General features: G+C 72.4%; 15 protein-coding genes. 11 read left to right on the top strand and 4 right to left on the bottom strand.

The annotated features are described in order from the left end of the window. Positions 1-62: 62 nt before the first annotated feature. Positions 63-1,694: a class I adenylate-forming enzyme family protein gene (locus AC5L3X_RS24980; protein WP_494860006.1), complete on the bottom strand. Its 1,632-nt coding sequence runs from the start codon at positions 1,692-1,694 to the stop codon at positions 63-65. Positions 1,695-1,795: 101 nt separating this feature from the next. Here AC5L3X_RS24980 and AC5L3X_RS24985 point away from each other — a divergent pair, with 101 nt between their 5' ends. The 7 genes from AC5L3X_RS24985 to AC5L3X_RS25015 all read left to right on the top strand — a co-directional run bounded on the left by AC5L3X_RS24985 (position 1,796) and on the right by AC5L3X_RS25015 (position 9,814). Next, entirely contained in the window at positions 1,796-2,608 is an 813-nt protein-coding gene (locus tag AC5L3X_RS24985; RefSeq protein WP_189128964.1) for an enoyl-CoA hydratase/isomerase family protein, read from the top strand. Continuing rightward, on the top strand, positions 2,605-4,323 hold the full coding sequence (locus tag AC5L3X_RS24990) for a FadD3 family acyl-CoA ligase (RefSeq protein WP_494860008.1): 1,719 nt from the start codon (positions 2,605-2,607) through the stop codon (positions 4,321-4,323). Before AC5L3X_RS24985 ends, AC5L3X_RS24990 begins: the two co-directional genes overlap by 4 nt. Continuing rightward, positions 4,320-5,078 (top strand): acyl-CoA thioesterase domain-containing protein, encoded by a 759-nt coding sequence (locus tag AC5L3X_RS24995; RefSeq protein ID WP_494860010.1) that lies wholly within the window; start codon positions 4,320-4,322, stop codon positions 5,076-5,078. Before AC5L3X_RS24990 ends, AC5L3X_RS24995 begins: the two co-directional genes overlap by 4 nt. Positions 5,079-5,186: 108 nt before the next feature. Beyond that, a complete protein-coding gene (locus AC5L3X_RS25000) occupies positions 5,187-6,392 on the top strand; it encodes an ABC transporter substrate-binding protein (protein WP_494860012.1) in 1,206 nt (401 codons plus the stop codon). Between the two features lie 4 nt (positions 6,393-6,396). Then, the gene (locus AC5L3X_RS25005; RefSeq protein WP_494860014.1) at positions 6,397-7,254 is read left to right on the top strand and encodes a branched-chain amino acid ABC transporter permease; all 858 of its coding nucleotides are present in this window, start codon (positions 6,397-6,399) and stop codon (positions 7,252-7,254) included. A 5-nt stretch (positions 7,255-7,259) separates the two neighbouring features. Beyond that, positions 7,260-9,098: a branched-chain amino acid ABC transporter ATP-binding protein/permease gene (locus tag AC5L3X_RS25010; RefSeq protein WP_494860016.1), complete on the top strand. Its 1,839-nt coding sequence runs from the start codon at positions 7,260-7,262 to the stop codon at positions 9,096-9,098. Next, the gene (locus AC5L3X_RS25015; RefSeq protein ID WP_189128958.1) at positions 9,095-9,814 is read left to right on the top strand and encodes an ABC transporter ATP-binding protein; all 720 of its coding nucleotides are present in this window, start codon (positions 9,095-9,097) and stop codon (positions 9,812-9,814) included. The genes AC5L3X_RS25010 and AC5L3X_RS25015 overlap by 4 nt, the downstream gene beginning before the upstream one ends. 19 nt (positions 9,815-9,833) lie before the next feature. Here AC5L3X_RS25015 and AC5L3X_RS25020 read toward each other — a convergent pair whose 3' ends face one another. Next, positions 9,834-11,090, bottom strand: coding sequence for an acyl-CoA dehydrogenase family protein (locus AC5L3X_RS25020; RefSeq protein WP_494860018.1), 1,257 nt, complete (start codon positions 11,088-11,090; stop codon positions 9,834-9,836). Between the two features lie 43 nt (positions 11,091-11,133). Then, positions 11,134-12,210: an alpha/beta hydrolase gene (locus AC5L3X_RS25025; protein ID WP_494860019.1), complete on the bottom strand. Its 1,077-nt coding sequence runs from the start codon at positions 12,208-12,210 to the stop codon at positions 11,134-11,136. A 94-nt stretch (positions 12,211-12,304) separates the two neighbouring features. Between AC5L3X_RS25025 and AC5L3X_RS25030 the strand changes: the two genes are divergently transcribed. The 4 genes from AC5L3X_RS25030 to AC5L3X_RS25045 are packed head-to-tail and all read left to right on the top strand — an operon-like array spanning position 12,305 to position 16,545. Further along, complete coding sequence (locus AC5L3X_RS25030; RefSeq protein ID WP_494860021.1) at positions 12,305-13,453, top strand: acyl-CoA dehydrogenase family protein; 1,149 nt, start codon at positions 12,305-12,307, stop codon at positions 13,451-13,453. Beyond that, on the top strand, positions 13,450-14,265 hold the full coding sequence (gene fabG, locus AC5L3X_RS25035; protein ID WP_494860022.1) for a 3-oxoacyl-ACP reductase FabG: 816 nt from the start codon (positions 13,450-13,452) through the stop codon (positions 14,263-14,265). Before AC5L3X_RS25030 ends, fabG begins: the two co-directional genes overlap by 4 nt. A gap of 30 nt (positions 14,266-14,295) precedes the next feature. Further along, positions 14,296-15,507, top strand: a complete 1,212-nt coding sequence (locus AC5L3X_RS25040; protein WP_189128954.1) for an acetyl-CoA C-acetyltransferase — start codon at positions 14,296-14,298, stop codon at positions 15,505-15,507. Positions 15,508-15,516: 9 nt separating this feature from the next. Continuing rightward, positions 15,517-16,545 (top strand): LLM class F420-dependent oxidoreductase, encoded by a 1,029-nt coding sequence (locus AC5L3X_RS25045; RefSeq protein ID WP_494860024.1) that lies wholly within the window; start codon positions 15,517-15,519, stop codon positions 16,543-16,545. Positions 16,546-16,614: 69 nt separating this feature from the next. Here AC5L3X_RS25045 and AC5L3X_RS25050 read toward each other — a convergent pair whose 3' ends face one another. Continuing rightward, positions 16,615-17,859 carry a DUF4437 domain-containing protein gene (locus AC5L3X_RS25050; protein ID WP_494860025.1) on the bottom strand — a complete coding sequence of 415 codons (1,245 nt, stop codon included), beginning with the start codon at positions 17,857-17,859 and terminating at the stop codon, positions 16,615-16,617. Positions 17,860-17,967: the final 108 nt, after the last annotated feature.

Consider the following 17,967-nt stretch of genomic DNA (forward strand, 5'->3'; position numbering starts at 1 on the left):
GCGTCGGACTGGCGCTGTCAATGTCGCGTATAACCCCGGCGTCAATCATACAATCATTAGGACTACAGCGTAACTTCCGGTGGAGCAACGGTGGCCCGCAACTGCCGGCGCAGCAGCTTGCCCACGTCGGAGCGCGGCATCGTCTCGACCACGGCGAAGGCCACCGGCACCTTGTAGGCGACCAGCCGCTCGCGGCACCAGGCTTCGAGTGCCGCGGCGTCGATCTCTCCTGACTGCGGCACGATCCAGGCGTGGGGCACTTCGCCGAGGCGGCCGTCGGGCACCCCCGCGACCGCGGCGTCGCGCACGGAGGGGTGGCGCCGCAGCACCTCCTCGACCTCGTCGGGGAAGATCTTGAGACCGCCGCGGTTGATCATATCGCTGACCCTTCCCTCGATCCACAGGAAGCCGTCGGCGTCCATCCGGCCGATGTCGCCGGTGCGCAGGAAGCCGTCCACGATCCGGTCGTCGTCCGGCGGCTCGGGCGAGCCGTCGGCGGCGGCGTAGCCGCGCATCCGGAACGGCGAGCGGATGTGGATATGGCCGAGTTCGCCCAAGGCGACGTCCTCGTCGTTCTCGTCCAGGACGCGCAGGTCGACGTCGTCGTAGGGGCGGCCCGCGGCGCCGAGCTTCTCCGTGCCGAAGCTCCGGATGTCCTCGATCGTCCACCCGACCACCTCCCCGCCGAGCTCGGTCTGCCCGTAGGAGTTGAGGACGAGGACGCCGAACCGCTCGTGGAAGCGCCGGGCGGTGGCCGGTGAGAGCGGCGCCGTGATGGACCGGACGATCTCCAGCGGCTCCAGCGTGTCGATCTCGTCACTGTCGCAGAGCATCGTGATCATCGCGGGCGCGAGCACCGTGGACTTGAGCCGGTGCGTGTGGACGGCGGCGGCGAAGACCGGCGGAGTGAACCGGTCGAGCAGCACGACGCCGAACCCCGCGCGGAGCGAGAACAGCGTGTTGAAGATGCCGGACCAGAGCGCGAGCGACAGCGGGATGAGGTTGACCCGGATCGTCGGCCGCTTCTCGCGCGGGGCGGGACCGCGCCGGCGCAGCTTGCGCAGGCTCGAATCCAGGGCGTCGATCGTGCTGCGATGGCGCAGCAGCACGGCCTTGGGCTTGCCGGTGGTGCCCGAGGTGCGCAGGACCAGCGCGATGTCGCCGTCGTAGGCCGCGGCCGGGGCGCTCGCCGGCCGCCGGACCGTCGCGCTCCACTCCGTCTCGTCGAGCTCGACCAGTCCGAGTTCGCCGAGTTCGCCGAGCAAGCCGGTCTGGCGATCGGGCTCCGCGGGCTCCGCGAGCTCCGCGAGGTCGGGGGCGGTGCCGAGGAGCAGGCTGACGGGAGTGTCGGCGAGGAGGTCGGCCACCTCGCGGCCGGTGCTGCGGCGGTTGATCGGCATGTAGACCGCGCCCACCGTCCAGACCGCGAACATCGCGACCACCCCGGTCATGCCCGATCCGACCAGCGCGCCCACGGGATGGCCCGGCCCCACTCCGGCCCTGGTCAGCGCGTCCGCCACCGCGGACACGGCGGCGCGCAGCCCGGCGTGGCTCAGGGTGCCGGCCGTCGAGTGCACCACGATGGTGTCGTCGAGCGCGGGGAGATCGTCCAGCAGCTCGACCAGCGACCGGTCGTGCCGCTCGGCCGGAGGCGGAACGGGTGGCCCGCCCTCGGTGGGAACGCTCGTGCTCATCGCCATCCTCTCATCAGCCTCTTGCAACTCAATCATTGTAAAGATAGCAATAAGCGTATGGGTAGGCTGGCGCGGCAAGAGTCCATCTTTATAATGCTTGCATGCTGAGTGAGTACCCGGCCGTCGGCGGAGTCGACATCGACCTGACCGGCGGCGTCCTGACGCTGCGCCTGAACGATCCGCGCCGGCGCAACGCGCTGGACGACCGATCGTTGCGCGCGCTCGTCGACGCTTTCGAGCTCGCCCAGAACGACGAGCGGGTGCGCGCCGTGCTCCTGTCCGGAGCGGGCGGCGACTTCTGCAGCGGCTTCGACATCGTCGGGCGCAACGCCGGCCAGGGCACGCGCCCCCGGCCGGGAGCGATCCAACGCCGGCTGCCCTCCCAGGCCCACCGGCTGATCCCGCAGCTCTGTGAGCTGCAGATCCCGGTCGTGTGCGCGGTGACGGGCTACGCGGTCGGCATCGGGTTCCAGCTCGCGCTCGCCGCCGACTTCGTGGTCGCCGACTCCACGGCCACCTTCTGGCAGCCGTTCGTCACCCGGGGGATGACGCCGGACAGCGGCGCGACCTGGCTGACCACCCGGGCGGTCGGGCCGCTGCGGGCCCGTCGGCTGCTCATGCTCGGCGAGCGCCTCGACGCCTCCACCGCGCACGAGTGGGGCGTCGTCCACGAGGTCACCGGACCGGGCGAGGCGGGTGAGGCGGCCGGCGCGCTCGCCGCCCGGCTGGCCGCCGGGCCGACGGTCGCGCTCGGCCTCACCAAGGCCCTGATCAACCAGGCCGCCGACGCCGCCCTGCGCGAGCAGTTGCCCGCCGAGGCGTACTCGCTGGAGATCTCCTCACGCAGCCAGGACTTCCGCGAGGGGCTCAGCGCCTTCGTCGAGAAGCGCGAGCCGAAGTTCGCCGGCCGATGAGCGCGGAGCGGACCATCCCCCGGGTGCTGATGGGCAGCGCCGAACGCTTCGGCGACCGGCTCGCCGTCGTCGACGGCGAGACCGAGCTGACCTTCCGCGAGCTGCTGGACGCGGCCCTGAAGGTCGCCCGCGCCGCCATCGCGCTCGGCATCGGACGCGGCGACCGGGTGAGCCTGTGGGCGCCCAACTCGCACCGCTGGATCGTCGCGTCGCTCGGCCTGCACTGCGCCGGCGCGACCGTCGTCCCCGTCAACACCCGCTACCGCGGCGCCGAGGCCCGCGAGATCCTGGCCCGGGTACGCGCGAAGGCGGTTCTCGTCGATGGCGGCTTCCTCGGCTACGACTACGCCGGAGTCGTCCGCGAGCCGGGAGAGGAGAACGGCGGCTCCCTGGACGATCTCCTCGTGGTGGACATGCTGGGCGCGGGCGTGCCGGGCGACCCGGGCCTGCTCGGCTGGGACGCCTTCCTCGCGCGCGGCGAGCGGGTGCCCGCCGACGCGGCCCGGGAGGCGGCGCTGGCGGTGCAGCCGGACGACCTGGCGGAGATCATCTTCACCTCGGGCACCACCGGGCGGGCCAAGGGGGTGACGATCCCGCACGGCCCCTCGCTGGACCTCTACCGGACGTACGGCCAGATCTGGGGGTTGCGGCCCGGCGACCGCTACCTGGTCACACTGCCGTTCTTCCACACGGGCGGCAACAAGGCCGGGATGATCACCAGCCTCCTGCACGGCCTGACCGTCGTGCCGATGGCGGTCTTCGACCCGGTCGAGGCGATGCGGCTCATCGAGGCGCACGGCGTCTCGGTCATGAACGGCTCGCCCACGATCTACTACTCGCTGCTGGAGAGCTCCGAGCGGGAGGCCTACGATCTCGGCTCGCTGCGGGTGGCCGCCACCGGGGCGGCGGTCGTGCCGGTGGCGCTGGTCGAGCGCGCGCGCTCGGAGCTGCCGTTCGAGCACTTCATCACCGCGTACGGGATGACGGAGTGCTTCGGCACGGCCACCATGTGCCGCGCGGGCGACTCGGCGGACGTGATCGCCCGCAGCAACGGCCGGGCCCTGCCGGGCGTCGAGCTCCGGATTGTCGACCCTCGCGGCCGGGACCTTCCTCCCGGCGAACCGGGGGAGGTGCTGATCCGCGGCGCCAACGTCACGCCCGGCTACTGGGAGGACCCGGCGGCCACCGAGGAGGCGATCGACGCCGACGGCTGGCTGCGCTCCGGCGACATCGGGACGCTCGACGCGGACGGCAACCTCAAGATCACCGACCGGCTCAAGGACCTGTTCTTCGTGGGCGGGTTCAACGTGTCGCCGGCCGAGGTGGAGCAGGTCCTCGCCCGCCATCCGGCGATCGTCGAGGTCGCCGTCGTCGGCGTGCCGGACGAACGGCTGGGGGAGGTGCCCAAGGCCTACGTCGTGCCGCGCAGGGACGCCGAGGCCGACGCCGGAGAGATCATCGTCTGGGCGCGCGAACGGATGGCGAACTTCAAGGTGCCGCGGATCGTCGAGTTCGTCGCCACGCTGCCGCGCAACGCCAGCGGCAAGGTGCTGAAGGGCGAGCTGCGCGCGCCCGTCGCGCCCGTCGCGCCCGTCGCGCCCGTCGCGCCCGGAGACACGCCCGGAGACGCGCCCGGAGACACGCCCGGAGACGCGGGCGGAGACGCGGGCGGAGACGCGGGCGGGGTTCGCGGCGGCGGCCGGGCGACGCCGTGAGCAGCCCCGGCTGGCCTCTTGGCGGCCTCGATCCCGGCGCCGCCGTGACGGTGGGCGCCGAGATCTGCGCGCACGGCGTACTCTTCGGCGGCTGGGGGCTCGGCCTGCTCACCGACGTCGCCCAGCGGTCGGCGGGCGGCCGGCTGAGCGACCTGTCCGTGAGTTTTCTGCGTCCGGTCGCCGAGGGCAGCCGGCTGGCGGTGTCCTGCGAGCTGCTCGCGGCGGGCCGGTCGCTGGGGCACCACCGGCTCGACGCCGTGGCGGGCGGGCGGACGGTCCTCACCGGTACGGCGGTGGCCGGACCGGAGACGGGGCCCGTGGCGCACGCCGGAGGGCCGCCCCGCGTCCCGCCCCCTGAGAACTGCCCCGAGCGCTCGTACCTGTCGGGCCCCGGCACCTCGACGGCGGGCCTGCTCGACGTGCGCCTCGCCCGCGAGGAGGCCGGAACGGGCCTCGCCGGGACGGCGCTGCTGTGGGCCCGCGTGCGCTGCGACCTGGCCGGTGAGGTGCGGCTGGCGGTGGTCAGCGACCACGTGCCCTACCTGCTGCGCCGGGCCTTTCCCGCACTGACCCGGGTCGCCACGGTCAGCGCCTCGCTGCGGGTGCTGGGCGGGCCGGTGGCGGAGTGGATCCTGCTGGAGGTGAGCCTGGTGGCCTGCGCCGGGCGCACCGCCGTCGGCAGAGTCGTCATGTGGTCGGAAGGGACCTCGCTGGTCGCCGTCGCCGAGCAGACCACGCGCCTGACTCCCGGTTGACCTGGTGATCGACCGCGAAATTATCGGCCGACACATTGCCACCGGGGCCTCACACATGCCAGCCTATGGTTTATAGGATTCAATCATAGTAAAGATGGGCAGGATCCGATGAAGGCTCGACAGGCTCGGTGGGCGGCGCTGCTCGCCGCCGCGACGCTGGTGCTCTCCGCATGCGGTACGTCGGACGACGGGGGAGCGACGGAGGCGAACGAACCCTTCGTCATCATGATGAGCGCGGGCGCCGACGCCGGGCCGGTCACCGACCAGCTGCTGACCGCCCTGGTCTCGGCGAAGGCGGGAGTCGCGACGGTCAACGAGGCCGGCGGCGTCAACGGACGCCAGGTGCAGCTCCTCGAATCGCCCGACAACGCCAACCCGACGAAGGCGCTGAGCGCGCTGCGGGCGCAGATCGCGAAGAAGAAGCCCGACGCCTACATCGTCGGCGCCGGCTCCAACGTCAGCGCCGCCGTCGCGCCGATCCTCAACCAGAACAAGATCCTCTTCATGAACGCCGCCAACATCCCGGCGACCGCGGACCCCAAGCAGCACCCGCTGGCGTTCAACCTGGCCGCCTCGCCCCAGGTGGTGGTCGACGGCTACCTGCCGGAGTTCGAGGCCAAGGGCTACAAGAAGATCGGCATCCTGCACGGCAACTCCGCCTACGCCAAGACGTTCGGCGAGCTGTCCGAGACCACCTTCAAGAAGGCCGGCTACGACGTCGTCGCCGTCGAGTACGACTCGGCCGCGCTCGACATGACCGCCCAGATCTCCACCCTGCGCGACGCCGCCCCCGACGTGGTCGTCTTCAACGCCTACGGAGCCCCGGCCGGCTACGTCCTCAAGGGCATCACCAAGCTCGGCTGGGACGTCCCGCTGCTGGGCGACACCTCGGTGTCCTCCACACCGCTGATCACGCAGGAGCCGCCCGTGGGCCTGCTCGGCTCGCCGGACCTGAAGAACCTCACGCTCGAGGTCACCAAGAGCACGGTGTACGACCCGGCGGCCGAGGCCACCAACAAGGCCGTCAAGGCGATGACGTCGATCGGCAAGATCAACGGGTCGATGAACAACTGCCTCAGCTACGACGCGATCCTGCTCATCGCGGCCGCGGCCAAGAGCGCCGGCAGCACCGACCCGGCGGCCATGGCCAAGGCGCTGGAGGACTCGAAGGTCACCGAGGGCGCCGGCACCGCGATCTACGCGACCTACCCGTACTCGGCCGACTCGCACGAGCCGAAGCTCCCGATCGACACGCACTCCTTCGCCGCACCGGGTCCCATCGTGAACGGCCAGCTGGGCTCGCCGGGAAATTAGCGAAATGACGCTCATCTACGCAGGACTGTCGCTTGGCGCGGTGTACGCGCTGGTGGCGATCGGCTACAACATCGTCTTCGTGGCGTCGCGCTCGTTCAACTTCGCGCAGGCCCAGCTGATGATGATCGGCGCCTTCGTCGCGTACACCGGCCATGTGACCCTCGGACTGCCCGCGATCGTCGTCGTCGCGCTGGCGATGGTCGTGGTCATGCTCGTGGCGGCGATCCTGGAGAGGGTCGCCGTCCGCCCGGTCGCCGACCACCAGACCCAGCTGATCACGACGCTCGGCTTCGGCACCGTGCTCACCGGCCTGGCCCAGCTCATCTGGGGGTCGCAGCCGCTGGACGTCCCGTTCTTCGGCGCCAAGGAGGCGATGACCCTCTTCGGCGGCCGTCTCTACTCCTTCGAGCTCGGCCTGATCGTGCTGTCCGTCGTGCTCGTCGCCGTCATCCACTTCTACAACCGCCGGATGATGAGCGGCCTGGCGATCGTCGCCATGTCACAGGACGACGAGGCGGCGGTGCTGCGCGGGATCAACGTGCGCAAGCTCGCGTTCGCCGCGTTCGCCATCACCGGCCTGCTCGCCGGGCTGATGGGCTTCTTCATCGGGCCCAAGACCTTCGCCGTGGCCACGCTCGGGTCGGCGCTCGCCCTCAAGGGCTTCGTCGCCCTCGCCATCGGCGGGTTCGGCAGCTTCTACGGCGGCCTGGTCGGCGGCTTCGTGGTCGGCCTGGTCGAGGAGCACGCCGCCCGCTATCTCGGCTCGGAGTTCAGCAACCTGAGTGTCTTCCTGATCCTCATCCTCGTGCTGATGCTCCGCCCGACGGGCTTGTTCGGCCAGACACAGGAACGGACGGTTTGACGACGGTGAACTGGTGGAAGACGCTCAGGGCGGTGCCGTCGTGGGTCTATCCCGCGACGCTGGGAGTGTTCCTCCTGGTGCTCCCCGCCCTGCAGCCCGGATATTCGGTGACCAGGCAGGTGGAGCTGACGCTCATCCTCGCGCTCATCGTCAGCGGGCTCAACCTCTCCCTCGGCTACGCCGGCCAGCTCGCGATCGGCCAGGTGGCCATGTACGCGGCCGGCGCCTACACCGCGGGCATCATCGCGGTGGCGGGCGTGACGGACATCCTGGTCCAGCTGCTCGCCGCCGGCCTCGCGGCCCTGGTCGTCGGGATCGTCACCGGCATCCCCGGCCTGCGCCTGGGCTCCTGGTCACTGGCCATGACGTCGTTCTTCCTCGTCCTGCTGGTGCCCGACATCGTGTCGATCTTCGAAGAGCACACCGGCGGTCAGCTGGGCCTGTCGGGGATCCCCGGCGCCACCCTGCTCGGGTTCGAGCTCACGCCGACCCACTTCTACCTCACCGTCGTGACCGTGACGATCCTGTGGTTCGCGGCGTTCCGCAACATCATCGCGTCCCGTCACGGCATCGCGTTCCAGGTGCTCAAGCAGAGCCCGGTGCTGGCCTCCTCGGTGGGCATGTCCGTCTTCCGGGTCAAGCTCAGCGGCTACGCGACCGGCGCCATCCCGGCCGGTCTGGCCGGCGCGCTCTTCGCGAACCTCGACCTGTTCGTGTCCCTGGAGGCGTTCGGCTTCCACGTCGCGACGGGCGCGCTGGCCGCCTCCATCCTGGGCGGATCGGTCAGCGTCTACGGCGCCGTGCTCGGCGCCGCGGTCGTGGAGTACGCCAGCTCCCAGTCCGACAGCTTCCAGGAGTACTCGCTGGTCTTCTTCGGGCTGTTCCTGCTCATCGGCGGCGTCCTGATGAGCGGCGGAGTCGCCGGAGTGGCCCGCACCTTCGTCGCCCGCCTCGACCGGGCCGCCGGCCTCGCCGGTCGCGGGCCGTCGAAGGCGGGCGACGGTGAGGCCATCCACCGCATCGAAGGCGGCCTGCTCGACGCCACCGGCGTGTCCAAGGCCTTCGGCGGCAACCAGGTGCTCACCGACGTGTCGCTGCGCGCCGAACCCGGACGCGTCACGGCGCTGATCGGCCCCAACGGATCCGGCAAGACGACCCTGCTCAACCTCGTCTGCGGCTACTACCGCCGCGACGCGGGCGAGATCACCCTGGACGGCACCCCGATCCGGACGGCGGCGACCCACCGCATCGCCCGGCTGGGCGTGGCCAGGACGTTCCAGACCCCGCTGATCCCGCCGGGCATCACCGTCCGCGACGTCGTGGCCTCCGGCCGCTACACGGTCGAGGGCACGTCGTTCGCGGGCGCGATCCTGCGCACCCCCCGGTTCCGTGCCATCCAGCGGCGCGACCGGCAGCGGGCCGACGAGATGCTCAGGCTGGTCGGCCTGGAGGACGTGGCCGACACCGAGGCGGCCACGCTGCCGCTCGGCATGCGGCGGATGCTGGAGGTCGCCCGCGCGCTGGTGGCCGAGCCCAAGGTGCTGCTCCTCGACGAGGCGGCGTCCGGCCTGGACGAGGGCGAGGTCGAGACCCTGGCCGGGGTGATCCGCCGGATCCGCGACGCCGGCTGCACCATCATCCTGGTCGAGCACAACTTCGGCCTGGTGCTGTCACTGGCCGACGAGATCGTGGTCCTGGCACGCGGCTCGGTGCTGGCCTCCGGCACGCCGTCCGACATCGCGAACGATCCCCGCGTCCGTGACGAGTACCTGGGCGCCAGTGACGCCGACGTGCGACCGGACGACTCGGCGACCGAGCCCGCGGCCCGACAGGAGACCCCATGACCGACCCCCTGCTCACGGTCGAGCACCTGGCGACCGGCTACGGAGACCTGCGCGCCGTCTGGGACGTCTCGTTCCAGGTCTGGCCCGGTCGCATCACCGTCCTGCTGGGCCGCAACGGCTCCGGCAAGACCACCTCGCTGCGGGCCGTCGCCGGGCTCAACCCGGTGCACGGCGGCACGATGACCTACGACGGCCGGTCGCTGGAGAGCGTCGCCGCCCACGGCCGGGTCGCCCTCGGCGTGAGCTACGTCCAGGAGGGCAAGCGCGTCTTCCGCACGCAGACCGTCCGCGAGAACCTGCTGCTGGGCGGCTACAGCCTGAAACTCCGCCGCAGGGCGCTGGAGAACGAGCTCGACAGGATCTATGAGCTCTTCCCGATCCTGCACGACAAGCGCGACGACCCGGCCGGATCGCTGTCCGGCGGCCAGCAGCAGATGGTGGCCATCGGCCAGGCCCTGATGGCCAAGCCGCGCCTGCTCATGCTGGACGAGCCGTCGGGCGGCCTCGCGCCGTCGGTCGTGGCCGAGGTCATGGCGCGCGTCTCGGCGCTCAAGGACTCCGGCCTGGCCATCCTGCTCGTCGAGCAGGCCGTCGAGGCGGCCGTGGACGTCGCCGACCACGTGACGGTGATCGACATCGGCAAGGTCGTGGTCAGCTCGCCGGTCGGCGAGATCGACGACCTGGAACGGATCAAGGACGCCTGCATGGGCCGGTGACCCCCGGCGCGGGCCGCGGTCAGGCCGGCAGCGGGGGCGCGAACGTGTAGGTCATGACCTCGGTGTGCCGCGGCGTCAGCCCCGGGGTGCCGAGGTAGATCCGGCCGGCGTCGACGTAGGTGTGCTCGGCGGTGAACAGATGCTGGCTGGCGGCGTGGGCGTCGCGGAAACAGCGCTGGATGGCGTGGCCGTCGCGCAGCCCCTCGCTGCCGGAGGCCAGGTAGACCTCGCGGGTGATCTCGGCGGCCGTGTAGACGGCGTGCGTGGCGGCCACCCGGCAGTCCGCCTGCAGCTCAGGGGTCCGCTCGCCGCCGTCGCGCGCGACCTGGTAGAGCCGGGTGAACGCGTCGTGCGTGAACGCGCGGGCCGCGCGGTGGCGCGCTGTCCACTGCGCGACGTCCCGCTGCACGGCGACGTTCCCGTTCAGCGGGCCCGACGGAGGCCGCTTCTTCACGGCCGCCAGCACGGCGAACTCCTCCAGGGCCCGCTGTGCCACTCCGAGCGCGAAGGCGGCGTGGCCCACTCCCGGCAGCGACTTCAGGCCCATCGTGTAGAGGGGGCCGCCGCGCAGCGCGTCCATGCCGTCGACCCGCAGGAAGTGCTCCTCGACGACCTGCGGCACGACCTCGTAGTCGTAGCTGCCGGTGGCGACCAGCCCCATGACGTCCCAGCCGCCGAGCAGCTCGACCCCGGCGCGCGGGACGACGCCGATCGCGGTCGACGGCCGGCCGTCGGCGTCCAGCACCGGCTCGCCCGACTCGTCGAGGACGCGGTAGCCGCCGAGGAACCAGCCGGCGTGCGCCGACCCGCTCGCGAACGAGAACCGGCCCCGCACCTCGAACCCGCCCGGCACGCGCCGCGCGGTGCCCGCCGGGGGAGCCTGGCCGGCGCACATCGGGTTCGGGCTCCCGGCGATCGCGCGGGCGCCCTCCTCGGGCAGCAGGGTCAGCATCGTGCCGGTGCCGCTCATGCTCGCCATCACCGCCCAGCCCGTCGAGCCGTCGGCCCGGGACAGCTCCTGGACGACGTCGATGAGGACCGACGGCTCGGCCTCGGCGCCGCCGTAGTCGCGCGGCGCCATCAGCATCATCGTGCCCGCCGCGACGAGCCGCTCCATGACCTCGTCGTCGACGCGGACGTCACGCTCCGCCTGCTCGGCCCGCTCGACCACGAGCGGCACGATCCCCCGCACCGCGTCCAGCGGATCGCCGTACGGCCCGCCAGGTCCGTCCGGTTCGGCGGCGGCGGCGCTGGTGGGCGGCCGGGACGTGGTCATCGTCGCTCCTTCTGTTCGTACGGGCTGGTGCCTGGGCGGGCGGTCACGTCGCGGACAGCAGGCGGCGGGCCGCCGCGAGGAGGTCCGCGCGGGCGTGCCGGGTGACGGAGGTGTCCGGGAAGGTGCTGACCGCGCCGTGGAAGGTGCCCGGGTAGAGCCGCAGCTCGGTGGGAACCCCCGCGTCGGTGAGTCGTTGCGCGTAGGCGATGCCCTCGTCGCGCAGCGGATCCAGCGAGCACACCGAGACGTACGCTGGTGGCAGCCCGGACAGATCGGCGGCCCGGGCGGGCGCGGCGTACGGTGAGATCGCCTGGTCCGGTGGGAGGTCGCGAAGGTAGTGACGCCAGCTGTCGAGCAGGTTCGCGCGGTTCCACATCGGGCTGTCCGTCAGCCGCGACGACGGCGTGATCGCCCGGTCGTCCAGCACGGGGATGTCGAGCAGCTGGGCGGCGATCCGCGGGCCACCCTCGTCGCGTGCCCTCAGGGCGAGGGCGGCGGCGAGGCAGGCGCCGGCGCTCGCTCCCGCCACGGCGACCCGCGCCGGGTCGACGCCGAGGCCGGCGGCGTGCTCGGTCAGGTGGCGCAGCACGGCCCACCCGTCTTCCACGGCCGCCGGGTAGGGGTGTTCGGGGGCGAGCCGGTAGTCGACCGACAGCACGAGAGCGCCGGTGGCCTCGGCCAGCCGCGCCGGCAGCACGGGATCGCCGTCGGCGTCGCCCATGACGAACCCCCCGCCGTGCAGATAGACGATCGCCGCGCGCAGGCCCTCCGGTGCGCGGGCCCGCCCGTCTTCCGGTGTGTCGGCGCGCGCGCCCGACCGTACGTCGGCCCGCGTATCGGCCCGCCCGCCTGGCCGGGCGTCGGCGCGTGCCTCTGGCCGGGCGTCGGGACGCGTATCGGCCCCCGCGCCGGGCCGGAAGGTCAGGCAGCGGACCGCCGGGCGCGAGCCGTCGGCGGGCACGGTCAGGTCGCCCCGGACCAGGCCAGGGGGCGTCACGAACCCGGGGCGGGCGGCGCGGGCCCGAACCAGCCGCTCGCGCGCCGCCACCGGGTCGCCGATGTCGGTCGGGACCAGCGACCGGGCGAGCTCGGCGAGCTCGGGATCGAGGTAGCCGTTCATGCCCGCCCCACTCCCTGGATTCGAGGCTCAAAATCTCATCTATGCTATGATTACTATTATTAACTAACAGGGTGGCCTCAGGGAAGGGGCGTGGATGGACAGCGGAGAGTTCGCCTCCGTGCTCGACACAGTCCGGAGTTTCGTGCGTGAGGTGGTCGTCCCCGCCGAGGACCTCATCGAGGAGGCCGACGAGATCCCCGAGGCGATCCGCCGCGACGCGGCCGCGATGGGCCTGTTCGGCTACGCGCTGCCGGAGGAGTACGGCGGGCTGGGCTTCACCGCCCTGCAGGACGCCCGGCTGGCGATGGAGCTCGGCTACACGACCCCGGCCTTCCGCTCGATGTTCGGCACCAACAACGGCATCGCCGGGCAGGTGCTGGTCAACTTCGGCACCGAGCGGCAGAAGCGGGAGTTCCTGCCCAGGATGGCCGCCGGCGAGTGCGTGGCGGCCTTCGCGCTGACCGAGGCCGAGGCCGGCTCCGATCCCAGCGGCCTGCGCACGAGCGCCGTCGCCGACGGCGGCGACTACGTCATCAACGGCCAGAAGCGCTTCATCACCAACGCCGGCTGGTCCGACATCCTCATGGTCTTCGCCCGCACCGGCGGCCCCGGCGCCGAGGGCATCTCCGTCTTCGTGGTCGACACCGACGCGCCCGGCGTGACCGTGGGGCCGCGCGACAAGAAGATGGGCCAGCGCGGCTCCACCACCGCCGAGATCTTCTTCGACGACGTCCGGGTGCCCGCCTCCCGCCTCGTCGGCGAGGTCGAGAGCGAGGGCTTCGCCGCCGCGATGCGTTCCCTGGCCAAGGGCCGCCTGCACATCGCCGCCTGCTGCGTCGGCATGGCCGGCCGGCTGGTCGAGGAGAGCGTCTCGTACGCCGCCACCGCGAAGCAGGGCGGCACCGTCATCGGCGAGTTCCAGCAGGTCCAGGCCATGCTCGCGGAGTCGCAGACCGACCTGCTGGCCGGCAGGGCCCTGGTCCTGGCCGCCGCCGAGGCCTACGACGACGGCAGCGACCGCCGCATCGCGCCGTCGAGCGCCAAGCTCTTCTGCAGCGAGATGGTCGGCCGCGTCGCCGACCGGGCGGTGCAGATCCACGGCGGCAGCGGCTACATCCACGGGGTGCCGGTCGAGCGCTTCTACCGCGACGCCCGCCTCTACCGCATCTACGAGGGCACCAGCGAGGTCCAGAAGGTCATCATCGCCAGGCAGCTCCTCCGCGCCGCGGCGGCCCGCCGATGACCGGCCCGACCGCTGGCAGCCCGACACCAGGTGGCCCGGCACCGGGCGGCCTGAGCGCGGGCCACGATGTGGGCAGGCTGCTCGACGGCCGCACCGCCGTCGTCACGGGCGGCGCCCAGGGCATCGGCCTGGCCATCGCGCGGACGTTCGTGGCGCAGGGCGCCCGCGTCGTCCTCGGCGACCTCGACCAGGCCCGGCTCGCCGCAGCCGTCGAGGAGCTGGGCGGGGCCGAGGTCGCCGCCGCGTCGGTCTGCGACGTCCGCGACGGCGAGCACGTCGACCGGCTGATGGCGACCGCCGTCGACTCCTTCGGCTCCCTCGACGTGCTGGTCAACAACGCCGGCATCACCCGCGACGCCACCCTGCGGAAGATGACCGAGCAGCAGTTCGACGACGTCGTCGGCGTACACCTCAAAGGCTGCTGGCACGGGCTGCGCGCGGCGGCCCCGATCATGCGCGAGCAGGGGCGCGGGGCGATCGTCAACATGTCGTCCCTGTCGGCCAAGGTCGGCAACATCGGCCAGACCAACTACTCGGCCGCCAAGGCGGGCATCGTCGGCATGACCAAGGCCGCCGCCAAGGAGCTCGCGCCGCGCGGCGTGCGCGTCAACGCGGTCCAGCCGGGACTCATCCGCACCCCGATGACCGAGGCCATGCCACAGCGGATCTGGGACACCAAGATGGCCGAGATCCCGCTCGGCCGCGCCGGCGAGCCCGAGGAGGTCGCGGCGGTCGTGCTCTTCCTCGCCTCCGACCTGGCCAGCTACCTCACCGGCACGGTCATCGAGGTGACCGGCGGGCGATCGATGTGATCGCCGTACCCCATCGACCAGGAGTGCACTGTGCGTGACGCTGTGATCTGTGAGCCCGTGCGTACCCCGATCGGCCGTTACGGCGGATCGCTCAAGGCGGTGCCCGTGGCCGAGCTCGGCGCGCAGGCGCTGCGCGGCCTGCTCGCCCGCACGGGCATCGAGCCGGACGTGATCGACGACGTCGTCCTCGGGCACTGCTACCCGACGAGCGAGGCCCCGGCCCTCGGGCGCGTCGTGGCGCTGGACGCCGGCCTGCCGATCACCGTGCCCGGCCTCACCATCGACCGCCGCTGCGGCTCCGGCCTGCAGTCCATCCTGTACGCCGCCCGGCAGGTCACGTCCGGGGACGCCGAGTTGGTGATCGCCGGCGGCGCCGAGAGCATGAGCAACGCCGCCCACTTCTCCCGCGACGTGCGGTGGGGCGCCGGCCAAGGCGGAGTCGTCTTCCACGACAGCCTCGAACGCGGCCGGGTCACCGCGGGCGGGCGCCGCCACCCCGTCCCCGGCGGCATGCTGGAGACAGCCGAGAACCTCCGCCGCGAGTACGCGATCCCGCGCGCCGAGCAGGACGCCCTCGCGGTGCTGTCCCACGCGCGGGCCGTCGAGGCGCAGCGCGACGGCAGGTCGGCCGAGGAGATCGTCCCGGTGACCGTGCCCGCCAAGGGCGGCGACGTGGTCGTCGACCGCGACGAGCACCCGCGCGCCGACACCACGATCGAGGCGCTGGCCCGCCTGCGCCCCATCCGGGCGGCGGCCGACCCCGAGGCGACGGTGACCGCCGGCAACGCCAGCGGCCAGAACGACGCCGCCGCCCTGTGCGTCGTCACGACGTCCGAGCGGGCCGAGGCCCTGGGGCTGCGTCCGCTGGTGCGGCTGGTGTCCTCGGCGGTCGCGGGCGTCGAGCCGCACCGCATGGGCATCGGCCCGGTCCCGGCCACCGCGAAAGCCCTCGCCCGCGCGGGCGTCGAACTGGCGGACATCGACCTCATCGAGCTGAACGAGGCGTTCGCGGCGCAGGCCCTCGCCGTGACCCGCGAGTGGGGCTTCGGTGAGAAGGACCTCGACCGCGTCAACCCGCGCGGATCCGGCATCTCCCTCGGCCACCCGGTCGGCGCCACCGGCACGCGCATGGTCGGTGCCCTGGCCAGGGAGCTGCACCGCCGCGAGCAGCGCTACGGCCTGGCCACGCTCTGCGTCGGCGGCGGCCAGGGCATCGCGGCCGTCTTCGAGCGGATCGGCTGAGCGCGCGTCATGAGCGACCTCAAGCTGGGTCTCGCGCTGGGCTACTGGGGAGCCGGGCCGCCGCCCGGCCTGGCCGGCCTGGTCACGGCCGCCGAACGGCTCGGCTACGACTCGATGTGGGCCGCCGAGGCGTACGGCTCCGACGCGCTCACCCCGCTCGCCTGGCTGGGCGCCGGGACGCGGCGGATGCGGCTCGGCACGTCCATCGTGCAGATGGCGGCCCGCACCCCGGTGGCCACGGCGATGGCCGCGATGACGCTCGACCACCTGTCGGGTGGCAGGTTCGTCCTCGGGCTCGGCGCCTCCGGCCCGCAGGTCGTCGAGGGCTGGTACGGCCAGCCGTACCCGAGGCCGCTCGCCCGCACCCGTGAGTACGTCGCGATCCTGCGCCAGGTGCTCGCCCGCGAGAAGGTGAGCTTCGACGGCGAGCACTACCGGCTGCCGCACCCCGGCGGCAGCGGGCTCGGCAAGCCGCTGCGGTCGACGATCCACCCGCTGCGCCCGCACCTGCCGATCCTGCTCGCCGCAGAGGGGCCGAAGAACGTGGCGCTCGCGGCGGAGATCGCCGACGGCTGGCTGGCGATGTTCTACTCCCCGTACGACGACGCCTACTACCGTGACGCGCTCCAGGAGGGGTTCGCCCGGCGCGGGGTCACTCCGGAGTCGTTCGAGGTGACCTGCCGGGTGAACGTCGAGCTCGACGACGACGTGGAGGCCGCGGCCGACCGGGTCCGGCCGATGCTCGCGCTCTACGTCGGCGGGATGGGCGCCAAGGGGGCCAACTTCCACTACCAGGCGTTCGCCCGCATGGGCTTCGAGGCCGAGTGCGCCCACGTTCAGGAGCTCTACCTCGGCGGGCGCAAGGCGGAGGCCGCCGCGGCGATCCCGCTGGCCATGGTGGAGAAGGTCGCGCTGGTGGGACCCCGCGAGAAGATCGCCGAGGAGCTCGCCGCCTGGCGGTCGTCGCTCGTCACCACGATGCTGGTCTCCGGCGACGAGGCCCGCCTGGCCTCGATCGCCGACCTCGTCCACGGCTGACCGCCTGGTCGCCTCCGGAGCGGTTGGCACTCGTGCCGGTGGGGTGGGCGGTCGAGGCCTCGGAAGCGGTCACATGCCGTCGGCGTCCCATCGGCCGCGCGAGCGGCTGCGGACGGGGAGGCTCGACAGGATGGGGGCCGGGATGGGATCGCCGCTCTTCCAGACCCGGCCGCGACCCCAGTTGTGGGCGTGCGCGTCGGTGCGCTCGTCGGCGTGTTCGAGCGCGGCGGGGTCCACCCCCCAGTCGACGGCGGGCACGTCGTGCTCATGGCCGTGGTCGTCGTGCTCGTGCTCGTGGCTGTGGCCAGGGCCGTGACCGCCCTGCAGCCGGGCGGCGTCGACGGCCTTGGCCAGCGCCAGCAGGCTCGGGTCGGTGCCCTGACCGTGCTGCGTGTAGTCGTCGTCCACCGCGCCCTGCTCGCGCTGGTACTCCAGCGCCGCCACCAGGTCGGCGATGTCCTTCTTGGTGCGCCGCCCGGCGCCGGAGCCGAGATCGTGCGACGACATGGACCAGCGCAGCGGTGCCTCGCCCGGCCCGTAGTTCAGCGCCTCGCCGCCCCAGCGGACCCACTCGTTCTGCGTGTACCAGTTGAACAGCTCGCCGTCGGAGCGCAGCAGCCAGGTGGTGCCGCCCTCCATGGTGGTGAAGTGGCCGTGCTTGATCCGGGCCGGGCGGAAGAAATAGGTGCCGAGGTCCAGGGTGCCGAAGTTGTACTCCATGTGCCCCTGCGTGGTGTAGGCCTCCTCGTAGCACGGGTGGTGGGCCAGGCGGTGGTCGGCCCACCCCTCCTGGGCGTGCACCAGACGGGTGTAGAAGCCGGTGCCCGGATCGACGTGCAGATACTTGATGAACAGGCCGGGCATCGGCCCGGGGTTGGGCACCGCGTCCCAGGTCATGGCCTCGCTGTCGATGACGAGCACGTCCTCGCGGGCGCCCGGCCTGCGGGGGTGCGCCAGCGACTCGACCGGGTCGAACCCGGCGTCGCCGTACTCGCGGTAGTGCAGGATCCTGGTGCCCTCGGCGAACGTGATCGCGTCGGCAGGCACCCCCTTCGGGGCGTAGACGTAGCCGCCCTTGCCGATCTCGCGCCCGCCGTACGTCATCGACCCGTCGAGCACGTAGTACTCGGTGTTGGCGTGATGGATGCCCGGCCCACGACCCCAGTCGGTGTGGAAGTCGACGCGCAACGACGAGGAGCCGTCCTCCTCGTCGACGGACAGCCGGCGCTCGCTCGCCCGCCCCTCACCGGCCACGAGCTCGGCGCCATGCCATACGTAGTCGTCTTCCTGGATCAGCTCGACATGGGGCCGCACCGTGATTCCTTCCGCCGCCATCTGGTGTGTTCCGGAATGCGAAACACCGTTTCCATCCATCACCGAGCGTATGCGGCCCGGCGATCGGCGGTCAAGCCGCCTCCTCCT

Source organism: Nonomuraea sp. CX421, assembly GCF_059358955.1.